This window comes from Pseudoruminococcus massiliensis (assembly GCF_900291955.1).
GTDB classification, from domain to species: domain Bacteria; phylum Bacillota; class Clostridia; order Oscillospirales; family Acutalibacteraceae; genus Pseudoruminococcus; species Pseudoruminococcus massiliensis.
Window position 1 is genome coordinate 441432 of the sequence record NZ_OLMR01000002.1, and the last position, 16226, is coordinate 457657.

A 16226-nucleotide genomic window follows, 5' to 3' on the forward strand; every position below is an offset into this window, starting at 1 on the left:
CAACATAAGTTGATTTAGAATGTCGAGGTTTTGCTTGCAAAACCGATTCCGCGTCTTGGGGGCGGCGGCTCGCCGCCTCGAGCGAAACTTTTGAGTATCTTAAAGAAATTTAATCGTAGGGGTGAACTTCCCTTGCGAGTATCAAGTAAAATTTATCACTTAGACTTAACGGTTATAATAAAGCCATCTACATTATTTCCTGAAATCTCATAATCACAATCCTTTGGAATAGCTATCTGAGTTACATCGCCATCTTTATATGCTTTCTCATACCACATACTCCATGTTGTGCCGTCTTCTGCACTTACTGTTAAAGGATTATCCTTTGTATTATTCTTAATCTTATCAAGATATTCCTCAAGGCAAAGATTATTCTGTTTCATATATATTGCATGAGGTATGCCAACATAACGATAATGCCAAGGTTCATAGTAATATCCTGTTATATCTACCTTATCCTCAGGATAACGAACTATAAAGCCATAATTCGCACAATTATTTAAGAACCATTCATCATTGCCAGTTCCGTCAAAAGCTATACCATTCTTCTCCGTAGCATTATAGTGGTCAACATCAAAAACATAGCCAGTCTGGTGGTCACTATATCCTGGAGGTGCAACAAGGTTTACGCCTGCCTCTGGGTCACTATTGAGTTCGTCTTGATAAAGCCCTTCTTGTGTAGCATAGCTTCTATATGCACAAGCAATATAAAGGTCGCTTTCGCCATAAATACTATAAAAATCATCGAACATCTTATTTGTTGTATCAACAATAGATTTATTTATCATAACATTAGTATCCGCAACAGTATATGTGTTCGTTTTATAGTCATAGAGTGAAACCGCATCTTCACCATCAACATAAGATGGATAATCCTTATTGACAAGTATAAGACTTCCCTTATGAACATCATTATTATCAAGCTTTATAGCCTGCTGTGTGCCATCAAGTTTTGGTGCTGGCTGAACCTTAGGCTTAGAAGCTTCAGCTTTACTTGTGTTTTTGCTTTCAACCTTGCTGTTACTATCAGAAACAGCAGAAACAGTTTCCGATGAGGTATTCGCAGAGGAATTAGCCACTTTATTATCAGATTTTGAGCTAAGCAGATAACAAAGCGTAAATAATATACAAATTATTATAAGTAAGAAAAGCATTACTTTAAACTGCTCTTTACTCTCTTTATCAAAAAATTTCTTTTCCAAGATAGCATCTCTTTTCCAAATTTATTTTATGTCTTAGAAATATTATAGCCGAATTTTTTAAGCATATTTTACTCAAATGAATAAACAACAAAAATAATATTAAAATTGTCGGATTCGATTTAATTACACACAGTATAACATAATCATTAATTTTTGTCGAGTAGCATACCTTAAGCAAGCTTGATTGTAATACTTGAATTTGATATAATAAAGTATATAATAAGATTTTCTTAGGGAGATTGCTATGAAAATAATAAAATCGATTCCGAAAAATGATGGCTTCTATATGCCCGCTGAATTTTCCCCACACTATGGCTGTATAATGATTTGGCCTGAGCGTGGTGATTCGTGGCAATATGGCGGATATGAGGCAAGAAAGGCTTTCATAAAAGCTGCTGAAATTATAGCGAAATCAGAAAAATTAACAGTTCTTGCTTCTGAGGCTCAATATAACAATGCTCGTGCTGTGCTTGCGGAAAACATTCGTGTTGTTGAGCTTTCAACAGATGATTCGTGGGCAAGAGATACTGCTCCTACTTTCGTAACTAACGGCAAAACAATCCGTGGAATAGACTGGAATTTCAATGCTTGGGGAGGTCTTGTTGACGGACTTTATTTTCCTTGGGAGCGTGACCGCCAGCTTGCAAGAAAGCTTTGCGATCTCTACGATGTTGATGTATACGATGAGAGAGATTTTATCCTTGAGGGTGGCTCTATTCATTCAAACGGTGCTGGTACTATACTTACAACCGAAGAATGTCTTTTGAGTGAGGGCAGAAACTCCCATATGACAAAAGCTGAAATCGAACAAAAGCTCAAAGATACCCTCGGTGCAGAAAAAATCATTTGGCTACCATATGGAATATATAATGATGAAACCAACGGACACATTGATAATATCTGTGCTTTTACCTCCGAAACAGATGTTGTTCTTGCGTGGACTGATGATGAAAACGACCCACAATATAAGCTTTCTTCAGCTTGTCTTAAAGCTCTCGAAAATTCCACAACCGCAGACGGCAGGAAAATTACTGTCCATAAATTGCCCTTGCCTAAGCCCGTACTCATCACCGAACACGAATGTGAAGGTCTTGACACTATGGACGGCTTACCGACAAGAACAGCAAACGAGCGACTTGCCGCATCTTATGTAAATTTTTACATTTCAAATGGTGCAATCGTTATGCCATTCTTTAATGATAAGAATGACGAAATCGCACGAAATATTCTTGCGTCACTATTTCCAACAAGAGAAGTTATTGGTGTTTATGCAAGGGATATTCTTATTGGCGGCGGCAATTTTCACTGTCTGACACAGCAAATCCCTCTTGGTATCCCCTTCATAAAGTAATAACCGATTAGTTCAAAAACTTCCCCAATAAACTACCATTTAGCTAACAAATTTTCCCCAAGACACTTAAAAGTTTCGCTCGAGCCTTTTCAAAGGCTCGCAGGGTCGAGGGACGGAGTCCCTCGTGGGTTTTAAGGGCAACGCCCTTAACATTCTTTGCTCTCTAAGCGGTGGACTATGTCCACCGCTTAATTCTTTCTTTAGCAACAAAAAATCCCGCAACCAATATAAGTTGCGGGATTCTTTATATCTCTCTGATATTACTTAATATCTCTCTTTTTAAATACTAACATACCTATTGCACCACTTACAACTATATATGCAAGTGCTACTAATATCGGAATATATATCGTTCCGTTATGATAGCTTTCGGAAACTGCTCCGCCTAATGTTCCTATCCAGTAATAAGCAGCCTGTCCGTATTGATTACTGGTATAAGACATCATCTTTTCTAAATCCGAATCAGAAGTATCGTTCATAATAGTTACTACATTAAACATAGTAATAATTACTGGGACAAGATAATGTGCACAAAGTGTTATTGCAATAGTACCACCATTCGTACGAATAAGGTAGGCTACCATAGCTATAAGTGATACATAGCCTATAAGTATGAGAATATCCACTCCATATATGGTAAAAAGCTCTGTGAAGTATCCATCTCCAAAACCGCCTGTTGGAACTCCAAGAAAAGCAAATCCGAAAATTACACAGCTTACTGCAAAGCAAAGTGTAATTATAAAAGCCTCTACTACACAAACAATAAGCTTTGATAAGAATATGTATTCTCTCTTGAAACCTCTTGCGGCAATATTTTTAAGAGTTCCTGCATTATACTCTATTGTGATAAAAAGGCAGACGCCGATTATTACAAGTATAAACCAATCACCCGTTGGAGAAATTATAGTTGGCAAGATATTTTTTAGAGTTACCATCTGCGATGTCATCATATCGCCCACAGTGTCTGACATTGATTGCATCATATTATTTAATTGTGAATCAAGAAACATTGAGATTGCCGCCATTGCTGTAGCAATTATTGCACATACATAAAAGCTTTTCATCTTAAAAAGCTTATAAAAATCTGATTTTAATAGATTTTGCATTATTTTGTACCACCTTTCTTTATAAAAAACAATTAACCCATTCTTTCAACGAAGTAATTTTCGAGGTCACTGCCAGCTGTTGTCAACGATTCTACAACTACATCATTCATAAACAAAGCCTTTGTAACTGAGCCTGTATCTTCAATAGCCGAACCAATAACAACTGCACCATTATTATTGATAGAAAGTGTTGGAACTGTTCCATATTTATCTGCAAGAAGATTTGAGATAATCTGCTTTGCCTTTTCAGGATTATTTGTTTTGATAACAGTAGTTGCTGTACATCTGCTTATAAGCTCCTCGTGGGTAAGCTCCTCTACAAGCATACCGTTGCTGATAATGCCATAGCAAGTAGAAAGCTTACTAAGCTCTCCTAAAATATGGCTTGAAATCAAAACCGTTTTTCCAAACTCCTTATTAAGCTTGATGATGAGGTCACGCACCTCGATAATTCCTGATGGGTCAAGACCGTTGATAGGCTCATCAAGTATGAGAAATTCCGGGTCACCTAAGAGAGCGATTGCTATGCCAAGTCTTTGCTTCATACCAAGAGAATAATCCTTTGCTTTCTTCTTGCCAACATCATTAAGTCCAACAAGATTAAGAAGCTCAGGAATTTTCTCCTCATTTACACCAAGCATTTTGCAGAATATGGTGAGGTTCTGCTGACCTGTCATATTAGGATATATTGCTGGGCTTTCAATAAGATTGCCTATTCTTGCACGAGCCTTATAGTTATTCATTCCACCGAAAAACTCAAAATTTCCAGATGTTGGGTTTGCAAGACCAAGCACAAGGCGGATAAGAGTTGTCTTGCCTGCACCATTCTTTCCAACAAAGCCATAAACCTCACCTTTTGGGATATTCATATTAACATTATTTACTGCTAATTTTTCGCCATATTTTTTTGTGAGTTCAAAAGTTCTTAATGCGTATTCCATATTTTCCTCCTCGAAATCATTCTGTATTATTAATATAATACAAGTATAGCTGTTCTATCAATTATTGTCAAGAAAATTTTATGATATTTTGCTTAGATATTTGACTTTGCAAATAATTATTATAAAATCACTACCTAAGAATATTTTAACATAACGCTTGACATATTAAGAAAGTAATGGTATCATATGGTTAATTAGTTAAAACTAACTCAATATTTTATTGTTCAAGGAGCTTCTTTATGATTTTTAGAAGTGCCTATTTAATTGATAAGTAGTTAGTTTAAACTAACAAAATGAAGCTTTATATATTTTTTATAACCACACATACACTCGATTTATTTAAAGAAAGGTGATGCAAAATGAGTATTGTTATCGTTGGCGGAAACGAAAGAATGGTTTGCCAGTATGAAGATATATGCAAGAATTACGGTTGCAAAGCGAAAATATTCGTTAAGGAGCGAGGTGCTTTAGATAAGAAAATGGGCAATCCTGACCTACTTATCCTTTTCACAAATACAGTTTCTCACAAAATGGTAATCAGTGCCTTAGGCGAGGCAAAACGCAGTAACATACCTGTTTATCGCTGTCATTCAAGCAGTGCTACCGCTCTCAACAAAATCCTCTCTGAACAGATCGGTGCTTAAAACAAAAGGCTGGGAACTTTCATTAGTTCTCAGCCTTTTTCGTAAGTTGAACAAAAATTAAAAGTTTCGCTCAAGGCGGCGAGCCGCCGCTCCCAAGACGCGGAATCGCTCGACAAGTCTCGCTCGACATTTGCAAGAAAAGTTTGTTGACGCGGTTGAAGAAACTACCGCTTAGCTGATAGATTTCCCTTAGACAATTAAAGTTTAGATCAAGCCTTTTCAAAGGCTTGCAGTTTCCAAAGGCAGAGCCTTTGGTCGCTCTCCGCAGAGAGCGAAACACCTTTGGGCTTTGCCCAACATTTATTTTTTCCTAAAATCGGCGGATTTTATCCGCCGATTCATTTTCTCTCGTTTTAGCAACATTAGGCGGCGAGCCGCCGCTCCCAAGACGCGGAATCGCTCGACAAGTCTCGCTCGACATTTGCAAGAAAAGTTTGTTGACGCGGTTGAAGAAACTACCGCTTAGCTGATAGATTTCCCTTAGACAATTAAAGTTTAGATCAAGCCTTTTCAAAGGCTTGCAGTTTCCAAAGGCAGAGCCTTTGGTCGCTCTCCGCAGAGAGCGAAACACCTTTGGGCTTTGCCCAACATTTATTTTTTCCTAAAATCGGCGGATTTTATCCGCCGATTCATTTTCTCTCATTAGCAACATCAGGCGGCGAGCCGCCGCTCCCAAGACGCGGAATCGCTCGACAAGTCTCGCTCGACACTTATAAGAGAAGTTTGTTGACGCGGTCGAAGAAACTACCGTATAGCTAACGCACTTCTCTTAGGCACTTAAAAATTTCGCTCGAGCCTTTTTAAAGGCTCTGCCGTAGGTGACTACCTTTGGAATCCGCAAGCTTTTGAAAAAGCTTGAGCAAAACTTTTGAGTGTCTAAGGGTAGTTTATTAGCTACGCGGTAGTTTCTTCGACCGCGTCAACAAACTTCTCTTATAAGTGTCGAGCGAAACTTGTCGAGCGATTCCGCGTCTTGTCCTGTGCGGTCACGCACCACTTATTCATCTTCATCGCCATTCGCAGACTGCACTATCATCGTCAAGACCGTTATATCATCATCATGCCCATCACTTCTTCTTGCCGTTGCCTCATCTGTAATCAAGTTTGCCAATTCTTGCGAACTTTTATTCCAATTACGAATAATATTCGCTATCCAATCTTCTCCCGTAGCAACTGCACCATCAGAAAGCATAACTACTATATCCCCAGGCAACAACGCCTCTGTACTATAAGAAAATTCAACATTCGGCAAAATTCCGACAGGCAAGGAGGGCGATTCTATCGAGAAAACCTTTCCGCCCTTTCTAATAAAGGTCATAGGCGCTCCAGCTTTCATAAGCTCAATCCCACCTGTAAACATATCAAAGGAAAGCACATCAAGTGTAGCAAGTGATTCATCACCCGATTTAACCATCAATGCAGAATTTACAACCTTTAAAGCACAATCAAAGCCTAAACCCGCTTTAATTAACTTTGCAATGATGCTTGATGCCATACTTCCATCAACAGCCGCTCTGCCGCCTGTTCCCATACCATCACTTATTACAGCTACCATTCTGCCCATACCGTCGCAAAAATACTTGAAATGGTCGCCACAAAGTCTGCCGTTTCCGCAAATATGCTGAGCCGTTGCAATATCAACATCATATACAGGTCTTTCGCTGAAAACTATCCTACATCTGCCATTAACCATAGTAACCGCCGGATTTTCAAATCTTCTTCCGCAAAGCTTAGAAACCTCTCTTGTCAGCACAGACCTTTTCAGCACACTTCTTTCCGTATCGGCGGTTTCAATCTCAACGCTCATTCTGCCAAGCCTGTCTATGCGACAGCTTATATCCATAGGAACATAACCCTCATCTTTCATCATAACACTTATTCTGTGTGCGGCGTCTGTATCAAATTTTTCGTAGCTTTCGTATTCCTCAGCCATTTCTCCGAGAATTTCGCCTAAACCGCAAAACTGTCCTGCAACAACTGCACGAACCTCATCAACTCTGCGTTGAGCTGCCTCATAGGTGATATAATTATCGTAATTGCGATTGACAGCATTAGCCATTTCGTGTATCTTGCAACAGCGTTTACGGAAATCCTGTCGAAAATCGTCCTCTGTTACTTCGCCATTCTTGCGTAAAACCTCATCAAGACAATCAAAGCTCGCAATCGTTGCGCCGTGTTCCCTCTCCCAGCAATAGGTTTTAAGTCCACAGCGTCTACAAGTTTCAGAAACAGCTTTCTTATAAACTCCGCTCATATCTGGCGAAACTACCTCTGCAAGCTTTTGTGCAACATCTTCAACATCACTCGAAACATCAGAAAGTGCTTTAGATGCAAAATCTAAACGCATAATAACGGACCTTCGCAAGCCCTCACAGCGTGTATCGCTATCCTTCTCCATAAATATCGCACCGAGAAATCTTCCCGTATCCTTTGGCAAGATTATAAATATCAAGCTCGCCGCCAATACTTCATAAAGTCCGAGTATTACAAGTGTTAAATCTCCTGTCTGCATAGAAATTATACCATTGCATAGTATAAACGCTATGGCTGAAGCCAGTCTGCCTGCTGTTGAGAACATACCTGCCATAAGTCCTCCGAAAGCATACGAACCCGCAAGAAAGCTCATCTCTGAGCTTGAAAGGCTCATTACTATTCCTGCAGAAATTCCTGCGATAGCACCTCCCGAAATACTGCCATATCTCGCACAGAAAAGTATCGCAACTACTGATAAAATTCTTCCAATAGAAAGTGAACCTATTGTTATGCTCGAAAATGACAGTATCATTATGCAAAGTGAAAGTACAAGGCAAGAAATTTCTGGTATAGATAACATTCCAAGACTTTTTGTGCCATAGGATATTGTTATAGTCCTCGAAAGGAAATACGCCCCTGATGAACCAAGCACCGCCTCTATCATATAAAGTACCATACTTCTACCCGAAAATCCGCTTACACTCATCATAGCCAAGCCTGTTGCAATTAGTGCCATAAATGTTATTATCGGTGCAAACAACTTGCTTTTTCGGATTCTTGCTATGTCATTCAAGGTCCATCTTATCGCTGCAAGGGCAATCATAGCTGTAACATAACGAATAGTATTTCCTGTACCGCTTATAGTACAATAGCCAATAGCTGCCCCCAAAACGCTTGCAAGCATATTCTTGAATGGTGCTGCCGCCATAATAGATATACCAAATGGAGCATATGAGCCAAAAACAGCAGCACGAGAAGCTATAAATCCTGAAATAAAATAAACTATCTGGACAAATGCTCCACGAGAAGCAATATTCCCGAAAGCTTGTCCACAGCCACCTCTTATTCTCATTACTAATTCTCTCACAATATCAATCCTTTTCAATTTAAACAGTCTTTATGATTGATATTGTAACGCACGGGAAATAAAATAATTGTCAAAAATTGGTAATTTCCCAAAATCATTAAAATAAAAGTTTGTTGACACGGTCGAAGAAGCTATCACTTAGCTGATAGACTTTTCTTAGACACTTAAAAGTTTCGCTCGAGCCTTTTCTACACCAGCTTTGCTGGTGAAAGCTGCTCGTAGGTCAAGGGCAACGCCCTTGTCGCTCTCCGCAGAGAGCGAAACACCTTTGGGCGAAGCCCAACATTCTTTGCTCCTAAATCGGTGGACTTTGTCCACCGATTCATTTTCTTTCATTAGCAACATTAGTCAATAAGGGCGGACTTTGTCCGCCCTTTGGGGGCAAGAGATGTTAAGGGCTTCGCCCTTAAAACCCACGAGGGACTCCGTCCCTCGACTCTGCAAGCCTTTAAAAAGGCTTGACCTAAACTTTAAGTGTCTTAGGATAGTTTGTTAGCTAAGCGGTAGCTTCTCCAACCGCGTCAACAAACTTCTCTTGCAAGTGTCGAGCGAGGCTTGTCGAGCGATTCCGCGTCTTGGGAGCGGCGGCTCGCCGCCTAAACTTTTAAGTGTCTTGGAGAAATGCGTCAGCTAAGCGTAGATACAAATCTTCATTATTTATATTTAGAATACTTGCTTTTTTTCATAGACTTTTTCTTATAGCGTTCTCGGCGTACCGATTTATCTATCGAATTCGCCCCACTTATATTCGCAAAAATCACAATCAAAGCCGCCATAGCCACAACAGCCACCAAAGCCCACATTATTATACCAATTATAGGGACACCTTCATTTGTTTTTGGAATTTCTATACCTATATTATCTGGTATAGAAAGCTCAGCAGTATTTTCTATTTTATAATCATATAGTGCAAGCACTTTAAGGCTCGGCACTACAACAGCCGTAGCAAAAAGAATTAACGCAATAAAAGTCGAAAGCCTTTTCAAAGTCCTCACCTCATAAATCATTTAAAAATAATTCTACCATAAAAATAAGCTATATAAAAGAGTTATGGAAAAATAAATAACTACATCAGCATATGAAAATCACTAAAAAAATATTTTCAACCTCTTACATAAAAATAACAAAATGGCAAATAATATAAAACTTATATCAAAAAAGCTCGAGCCATCGTTAAATTTATTTCATATATATCATAATCCTACATTTTATTCCTTTCATTATTTGTAAAAATTATTATATTTTTATTAAACAGTTGAAATTATACAAATTTTACGGTATAATATATTAGCAAAGTGTTGTGGCTGACTATTTACTAAGCTGATTTTTCAAAAATAAGTATAATAGACCGCTATAATGAAGTTATGAGGGTGGTATATATCAATACTGGAGCATGGATATTTCTTGGCGTAGTATGTGCCTTATTGATAATTGGAATAGTTATTACATATAAAGTAAAGAGAAAAATAAGAGATTTTTCCCGACAAGCTTTTGGAACAGATAGCTTGCTTGAAGGATATAAGCAAACAAAAGAAAGTCTTGCAGAAACTCCTCGGTCACTTCACGCTATGACAAATGCACTTTTGCCAGCAATAAGCCGAGATTTTCCAGAATTTGATTATGCACAATTTCGCCAAAAGGCCGAAAATATGCTTCGTGCATATTTCAATTCGATAGAGGCTAAAAATCTTAGAGAGCTTGAGGCTGTTTCTGCAACAGATAGCATTAAAGATAAGGTTCAGGGAATAATTTCAGACCTCGCATCTATGAACAGAACTCAACACTTTGACGAGGTCACTATCCACAAAACCGAATTATCCAACTATGAAACCAAAAAAGGCTATTGCGTAATCACTCTTGAATCTGCTGTCGGACTTTATGATTTCATTACAGATGAAAACGATAAAGTTGTAGGCGGAGATAAATCTCTGAAAAGGCAGACAGTTTATTCTCAGGAGCTTATCTATATTCAAGACCCTGATAAGATGCAGCAGGCAGGTTTCTACTCTTCAATCAGTCTTTCTTGCCCGAACTGTGGTGCTCCGATTAAAAAACTCGGAACAAAATTCTGCGAATACTGCGGTTCTGGCGTTAAAGAAATAAATATCAGAAGCTGGAGCTTCAACGATATAAAAGAATTAAACACGCAAACTAAAAAATATTATTAAATGGGAGATGTTTTATTATGGGTATTATCAGAGCAGCTATTGACTCAATCGGCGGCGGTCTTGCTGATTCATGGTTGGAGGTTATCGAGCCATCAGAAATGGACATGAGAACTGTTTTTGCACCTGGTGTATCAGTTCCACAAGGCAGAAATGATAAGCGTAACAGCAATACAAAGGGCACTTCAAATACAGTTTCCAACGGTTCTATCATTCATGTTTACGAACATCAGATGATGATTCTCGTAGACGGCGGTGCTATCGTTGACTACACAGCTGAACCTGGTTACTTCAAGGTTGATAATTCCTCCTTGCCATCACTCTTTAATGGTCAGTTTGGTGCAAGCGTTAAAGAAACCTTTAACCGTATCAAGTTTGGCGGCACAACTCCTGGCGTTCAGAAGGTATTCTACATAAATACCGCCGAAATGGCTGGTATCAACTTCGGCACAAAGACACCTATCAACTATTATGATGGTGTTTATGATATGGATTTGAACGTTCGTGCTTTTGGTAAATTCTCAATCGCACTTACAGAAAACCCACTCGAATTCTATAAGAAGGTTATTCCAACATCTGCTGTCACAAATAACGAGGCTGTCGATATTGGCGACCTTATCAACGAAAACTACATTATGGAGTTCCTCGATGCTCTTCAGCAGGCTCTTACAGAAATTTCTGCTAATAATGTAAGAATTTCTCAGATAAGCACAAGAGCTAACAGAGACCTCCTCAAGAGTACAATTTCTGACCTTCTCTATGAATCCTGGAGAAGAGACCGTGGTATCGTTATCGGCGATGTAGGCGTTACAGTTTCCTACGACGACGAAACAAAGAAAATCCTTACAGAGCGCAACAAGGGTGCTATGCTTAAGGACGCAACTATCAGAGAAGGCTATGTACAGGGTTCTGTTGCAAGAGGCCTTGAGGCAGCTGGCAGCAACGCAAATGGCTCTATGGCTGGCTTTATGGGTATGGGCATTGGTATGAATACCGGCGGTAACTTTATGGGTGCTGCTTCTAACAACAATATGCAGCAAATGCAGATGCAACAGCAGGCACAACAACAAGCTCAGCAGCAGGCCGCTTATCAGCAACAACAGCAACAGGCACAGCCTCAACAGCCTCAGTCCGAGCCTGCTCCAGCACCAGCTCCTGCACCAGTAGCAGATGGTTGGACTTGTTCTTGTGGTAAGACAGGAAACATAGGTAAGTTCTGTGCAGAATGTGGCTCACCAAAGCCAGCTCCTGCTGATAATGGTCCATGGACTTGTCCTGAATGCGGAAATCAAAATAGTGGCAAATTCTGTGCTAACTGCGGAACAAAAAAACCAGAAAAGCCAAAGAAGATTAAATGTGACAAGTGTGGATATGAGCCTGATATGAGCGGTCCTATTCCAAAGTTCTGCCCTAACTGTGGTGACCCAATCAATGAAGGCGATATGATTTAATGCTTTGCTAAAATTTAATGGAAGGTAGGTAGCTCCGTCTTAATCGGTGGGGCATAAAGCTTATGAGTACAGTTGCATATAAGTGTATAAACTGTGGCGGTCCACTTGAATTTAATCCTGCAAAGCAGATGTTCTCTTGCGAATACTGTAGAAGTGATTTTACAGAAAAAGAACTTAAAGACCATTTCGGCGAGCTTGATGAAAAGCTTAACGATGAAAATAACAAGGTTGACGAAACTCAGACTGAAGATGATGAATTTGGCTTTGGCGGTGTGCTTTTCTCTTGCCCAAACTGCGGTGCAGAGATTGTCACAGACGAAACCACAGCAGCTACTGAGTGCGTATATTGCCATAGTCCAGTCGTTCTTTCGGGCAGACTTGCAGGCGATATGAAGCCAAATCTTGTTATTCCGTTTGGTTTTACAGAAAAAGACGCAAAAGAAAAATTCTATGCTATGTGCAAGAAAAAGTGGTTCTTGCCAAGGGATTTTGTTTCGGACGCACACATAGACAAGATGAAAGGCGTCTACTATCCATATTGGCTTGTAGATTCAGATAAGGCAGGCTCTTGTAACGCTACTGGTAAGAAATATAGAACATGGCGTTCAGGCGATTATGAGTATAAAGAAACAAAGACTTATTCTATCTCAAGAATGGGTAATATTGCTTTTCAAAAGTTCCCACAATCAGCTCTAAGTAAAGAAGACCACCAGATGATGAAATTCGTTAATCCTTATGATAATGAGGCTTTAACCGATTTCTCTATGTCATATCTTTCTGGTTTTCAGGCTGAAAAGCGTGATACAGAGAGGGCAGATGTTCAGGAGCAGGTCGATAAGGAGCTTCTCGAATACTCAAAGAAAATATTCAAGGATACAATGTCACAATATGACAGCGTAACCCTCGACAATATTCAAATGAATACAGTTCAGGAAGATTGGAAATACGCACTTTTCCCAGTCTGGCTTATGACCTATAAATATAAGGATAAGCAAAAGATTTTTGCTATCAATGGTCAGACAGGTAAGACATATGGTGAATTGCCATGCTCACTCGGAAAGCTTGCACTTTTCGGGGCAGGATTATTCGTAGTGCTTAGTGCGATAATTTTCGGATTGGGGTATTGTCTATGAAAAATATAGTAAGAAAATCCTCCGCACTTATAGCGGTGCTTATGGCTACAATGCTTTTTGCAGGAATAAGCTGTTTTGCATATGAGCAAGATAATATTTCAACTGAGCCAGAAACCTCTGTCAGCGAAATTGCAGATAACGAGGCCGTAGAAGCCCAAGAGATTCAGCTTTACGAAGCTCAAACATCAGAAGATAAATCTCTTGGAAAGAGTCTTGCAATAGGGCTCGGCTCGGGCTTTGTAATTACCCTGATTGTATGTATCTGCATTTATTCCTCATACAAAAAGCACGGTGCAACAGAGCCATATAAGTATGATGAAAACGCAAAACTCACACTTATAGATTCATCTGATGTGCTTGTCGATACACACATTGAAAAACGCAAAATAGAAAAAGATAATGATTAATACCAAAAGGCTTGAAATCTTAATTAGATTTCAAGCCTTTTTCATAAAAATAACTGCCCCATTTTTATAATAAATAGGGCAGCTGCTTATATTATTCTGCTAATAAATTTGTTATATTATCTATATCCAGATACCAAGTACCATCTATTTTTATGAAACACATTTCAGAAATGGTTGAATTTCCTACCGCATCAGCTGCTTTAACCTCTGTTATAACAGTCGCCTTGGCAGCTCCCTCTATTTTTGCTGTTGAATCATATTTGTTATTATATTTCTCTGTCAGCTCAGAGAGGTCTTTGTCGTCTTTATAAAGCACCTCGCTCTGTACTTCATAAACAATCTTAAAATCTGTTCCATACTTTTTTTTATTGCTACGATTTTCTTGCCACAGCTTATCCTCGCAATCAAGAACCATATCATCATACTTATTATAATTCTTGTTGGTTTCTAAAGTATAATTTATATATTCCTTTGGCAAGATTTCCATATATTCGTTGGCATCTATTTCCTGAATAGCATCAAGCTCTTTTTCTATAACTGTTGTATAGCTATTATGATTTGAGAATAGGTCTACACACATAATAATTACCACTAATGTTATAAATAATACGGCAATTACACTTATTACAGCAAGAAGTATCGTATGCCTTTTGCTCGATGTCGACTCATTTTCACTGACCTCTGCACCACAGAAGCCACAGTATTTACGACCTTTTTCTATGGATTTCCCGCATTTTGTGCAGACCATTTCAATCACCCTAAGTAAGATTATGCTATTATTGTAGTTTATTATTCAGAAGTTGTCAACTTAAAACTATATATAAAAGAATCCACATTAATCAGCAGAACTTTTTTCTATCTTAGAACTAATTTAAGACACTTAAAAGCCTTGCTTATAATTAACTTGATTTCAAAATCAACAAAAAAATCTCTGATGCTTAACATTAAAACATCAGAGATTTTATAATTTGCTAAATAGAAATTTTCTTTTCTATAATATCTGCTGCTTCATCAGCTGGCTCATTTATAATGGACTCTATTCTGCCACTATCAGAAATCTTTGCAAATTCCGAATCTATCGGGAATCTTGCAAGAATATCAACACCATAAGCCTTTGCAACCTCATCAAGCTTACTTTCACCGAAAGGATAGAGTCGCTTGCCACAATCAGGACATTCAAGATAACTCATATTCTCAATAACGCCAAAAATAGGAACCTTCATCATCTTAGCCATTTTAACAGCTTTTTCTACAATCATAGAAACAAGCTCTTGTGGAGAAGTAACTATAACAATTCCATCAAGAGGAATTGACTGAAAAACTGTCAGCGGAACATCACCAGTTCCCGGTGGCATATCGACAAACATATAGTCGATATTATCCCAATGTGTTTCGCCCCAAAATTGCTTAACTGCACCTGCTATCATAGGTCCACGCCAGACAATAGGGTCGCTCTCGTTATCAAGTATAAGATTTGCAGAAATAATTTCTATTCCTGTTTCACTTGTTGCTGGTTCAAGTCCTTTATCGCTACCAATAAGCTTTCCCTTAATGCCAAAAGCCTTTGGAATAGACGGACCTGTAATATCGGCATCGAGGATAGCCGTTTTATAACCTTTTCTATTGAACATAACCGCAAGAGATGAGGTTACAAGCGACTTTCCAACTCCGCCCTTTCCACTTACTATTCCTATAATGTGCTTAACACTGCTATGCTCATTTAGCTTTTCGAGAAAGCTTTTTTTATCACGAGCTTCACAGTTGGCAGAACACGAGCTACAATCGTGTGTACATTCTTCAGACATTTTCTTTTACTCCCTAAGGTAAATATTATTCTTTATCTTCACTACTATTATCATTCTCAGCCTCAGCGTGTATAGCGTCCTCATCGTCATCATCATTAATAACAACTTCGCCACTGCCTTCAGATTCAACAGTAAAATCATCATCATTAATTTCATCATCTGTTACATTTGTATCTTGCTGAACAGAATCAGAATTATCTATTTCATACCCGCTAATAAAAGTATACGGTATACCATATCCAAGAACGATAGACGCAAGATAGATAATAGGTGAGCAAGAAACGATTTCTGCTGAGAAAGGAAGCTGACTTATCATAGCTGCAAGAATGATATAGAGTGCAGGCAAATCCATAATTATGAGAGTTGCAGGAGAAAATCTTATAACCTGTTTGCCATCACCAACACGAGTTGCATAGAAAAGAAAAAGTCCAAACAAAACGAAAACAACTATACAGAGCAAAGCACGAAGCCAAGCCTGACCTACCTTATCAATCATACTCATAAAGAAATATGAACAAACTACAAAGGCAGTTATGAGTATAGCGGAGAAAACTAATCCTCCTGTATTTTTCTTGCGAGTAGATTTATTTTTTTTATTTTTCAAAGCAATCATTCCTCCAAAATCAGTATAATATACATTCTATCACAGTTAATCATAATATAATGTCAAAATAGAATTAA

The 16226-nt window shown here is 38.6% G+C and carries 14 protein-coding genes; 6 read left to right on the forward strand and 8 right to left on the reverse strand.

Translation table 11 applies throughout. From position 1 onward, the window contains the following. Positions 1-155: 155 nt before the first annotated feature. Entirely contained in the window at positions 156-1202 is a 1047-nt protein-coding gene (locus C9914_RS04880; RefSeq protein ID WP_106763763.1) for a M15 family metallopeptidase, read from the reverse strand. Positions 1203-1446: 244 nt separating this feature from the next. On the opposite strand from C9914_RS04880, the gene aguA reads away from it, so the two are divergent. Further along, complete coding sequence (aguA, locus tag C9914_RS04885) at positions 1447-2553, forward strand: agmatine deiminase (RefSeq protein ID WP_106763764.1); 1107 nt, start codon at positions 1447-1449, stop codon at positions 2551-2553. A 260-nt stretch (positions 2554-2813) separates the two neighbouring features. Here the strand turns inward: aguA and C9914_RS04890 are convergent, their stop codons facing one another. Then, positions 2814-3659, reverse strand: a complete 846-nt coding sequence (locus tag C9914_RS04890) for an ABC transporter permease subunit (protein WP_106763766.1) — start codon at positions 3657-3659, stop codon at positions 2814-2816. A 32-nt stretch (positions 3660-3691) separates the two neighbouring features. Then, positions 3692-4600, reverse strand: coding sequence for an ABC transporter ATP-binding protein (locus C9914_RS04895; protein ID WP_106763767.1), 909 nt, complete (start codon positions 4598-4600; stop codon positions 3692-3694). Between the two features lie 359 nt (positions 4601-4959). On the opposite strand from C9914_RS04895, the gene C9914_RS04900 reads away from it, so the two are divergent. After that, positions 4960-5244: a DUF2325 domain-containing protein gene (locus C9914_RS04900; RefSeq protein WP_022265493.1), complete on the forward strand. Its 285-nt coding sequence runs from the start codon at positions 4960-4962 to the stop codon at positions 5242-5244. 997 nt (positions 5245-6241) lie between these two features. On the opposite strand, the gene C9914_RS04905 is transcribed toward C9914_RS04900, so the two are convergent. Further along, positions 6242-8584, reverse strand: coding sequence for a SpoIIE family protein phosphatase (locus C9914_RS04905; RefSeq protein WP_158707332.1), 2343 nt, complete (start codon positions 8582-8584; stop codon positions 6242-6244). A 653-nt stretch (positions 8585-9237) separates the two neighbouring features. Then, on the reverse strand, positions 9238-9570 hold the full coding sequence (locus tag C9914_RS04915; protein ID WP_106763771.1) for a hypothetical protein: 333 nt from the start codon (positions 9568-9570) through the stop codon (positions 9238-9240). Between the two features lie 384 nt (positions 9571-9954). On the opposite strand from C9914_RS04915, the gene C9914_RS04920 reads away from it, so the two are divergent. From C9914_RS04920 to C9914_RS04935, 4 genes are all read left to right on the forward strand, one after another. Continuing rightward, positions 9955-10752, forward strand: a complete 798-nt coding sequence (locus C9914_RS04920; RefSeq protein ID WP_158707333.1) for a zinc ribbon domain-containing protein — start codon at positions 9955-9957, stop codon at positions 10750-10752. Between the two features lie 17 nt (positions 10753-10769). Further along, the gene (locus tag C9914_RS04925; protein ID WP_106763775.1) at positions 10770-12200 is read left to right on the forward strand and encodes an SPFH domain-containing protein; all 1431 of its coding nucleotides are present in this window, start codon (positions 10770-10772) and stop codon (positions 12198-12200) included. Positions 12201-12262: 62 nt separating this feature from the next. Beyond that, positions 12263-13333 (forward strand): ATP-binding protein, encoded by a 1071-nt coding sequence (locus C9914_RS04930; RefSeq protein WP_106763777.1) that lies wholly within the window; start codon positions 12263-12265, stop codon positions 13331-13333. Next, positions 13330-13740, forward strand: coding sequence for a hypothetical protein (locus C9914_RS04935; RefSeq protein WP_106763779.1), 411 nt, complete (start codon positions 13330-13332; stop codon positions 13738-13740). The genes C9914_RS04930 and C9914_RS04935 overlap by 4 nt, the downstream gene beginning before the upstream one ends. 91 nt (positions 13741-13831) lie before the next feature. Here C9914_RS04935 and C9914_RS04940 read toward each other — a convergent pair whose 3' ends face one another. The 3 genes from C9914_RS04940 to C9914_RS04950 form a co-directional block, all read right to left on the reverse strand. After that, entirely contained in the window at positions 13832-14488 is a 657-nt protein-coding gene (locus tag C9914_RS04940) for a zinc-ribbon domain-containing protein (protein WP_022264634.1), read from the reverse strand. A 223-nt stretch (positions 14489-14711) separates the two neighbouring features. Further along, complete coding sequence (locus tag C9914_RS04945) at positions 14712-15545, reverse strand: Mrp/NBP35 family ATP-binding protein (protein ID WP_022264633.1); 834 nt, start codon at positions 15543-15545, stop codon at positions 14712-14714. A gap of 25 nt (positions 15546-15570) precedes the next feature. Beyond that, positions 15571-16149, reverse strand: a complete 579-nt coding sequence (locus tag C9914_RS04950; protein ID WP_118367200.1) for a hypothetical protein — start codon at positions 16147-16149, stop codon at positions 15571-15573. Positions 16150-16226 lie beyond the last annotated feature (77 nt).

Excerpts from the sequence above, each read along its gene's own strand:
- aguA (WP_106763764.1), top strand. The coding sequence starts at position 1,447 with ATGAAAATAATAAAATCGATTCCGAAAAATGATGGCTTCTATATGCCC.
- C9914_RS04890 (WP_106763766.1), bottom strand. The coding sequence starts at position 3,659 with ATGCAAAATCTATTAAAATCAGATTTTTATAAGCTTTTTAAGATGAAA.
- C9914_RS04895 (WP_106763767.1), bottom strand. The coding sequence starts at position 4,600 with ATGGAATACGCATTAAGAACTTTTGAACTCACAAAAAAATATGGCGAA.
- C9914_RS04900 (WP_022265493.1), top strand. The coding sequence starts at position 4,960 with ATGAGTATTGTTATCGTTGGCGGAAACGAAAGAATGGTTTGCCAGTAT.
- C9914_RS04925 (WP_106763775.1), top strand. The coding sequence starts at position 10,770 with ATGGGTATTATCAGAGCAGCTATTGACTCAATCGGCGGCGGTCTTGCT.
- C9914_RS04930 (WP_106763777.1), top strand. The coding sequence starts at position 12,263 with ATGAGTACAGTTGCATATAAGTGTATAAACTGTGGCGGTCCACTTGAA.
- C9914_RS04935 (WP_106763779.1), top strand. The coding sequence starts at position 13,330 with ATGAAAAATATAGTAAGAAAATCCTCCGCACTTATAGCGGTGCTTATG.
- C9914_RS04940 (WP_022264634.1), bottom strand. The coding sequence starts at position 14,488 with ATGGTCTGCACAAAATGCGGGAAATCCATAGAAAAAGGTCGTAAATAC.
- C9914_RS04945 (WP_022264633.1), bottom strand. The coding sequence starts at position 15,545 with ATGTCTGAAGAATGTACACACGATTGTAGCTCGTGTTCTGCCAACTGT.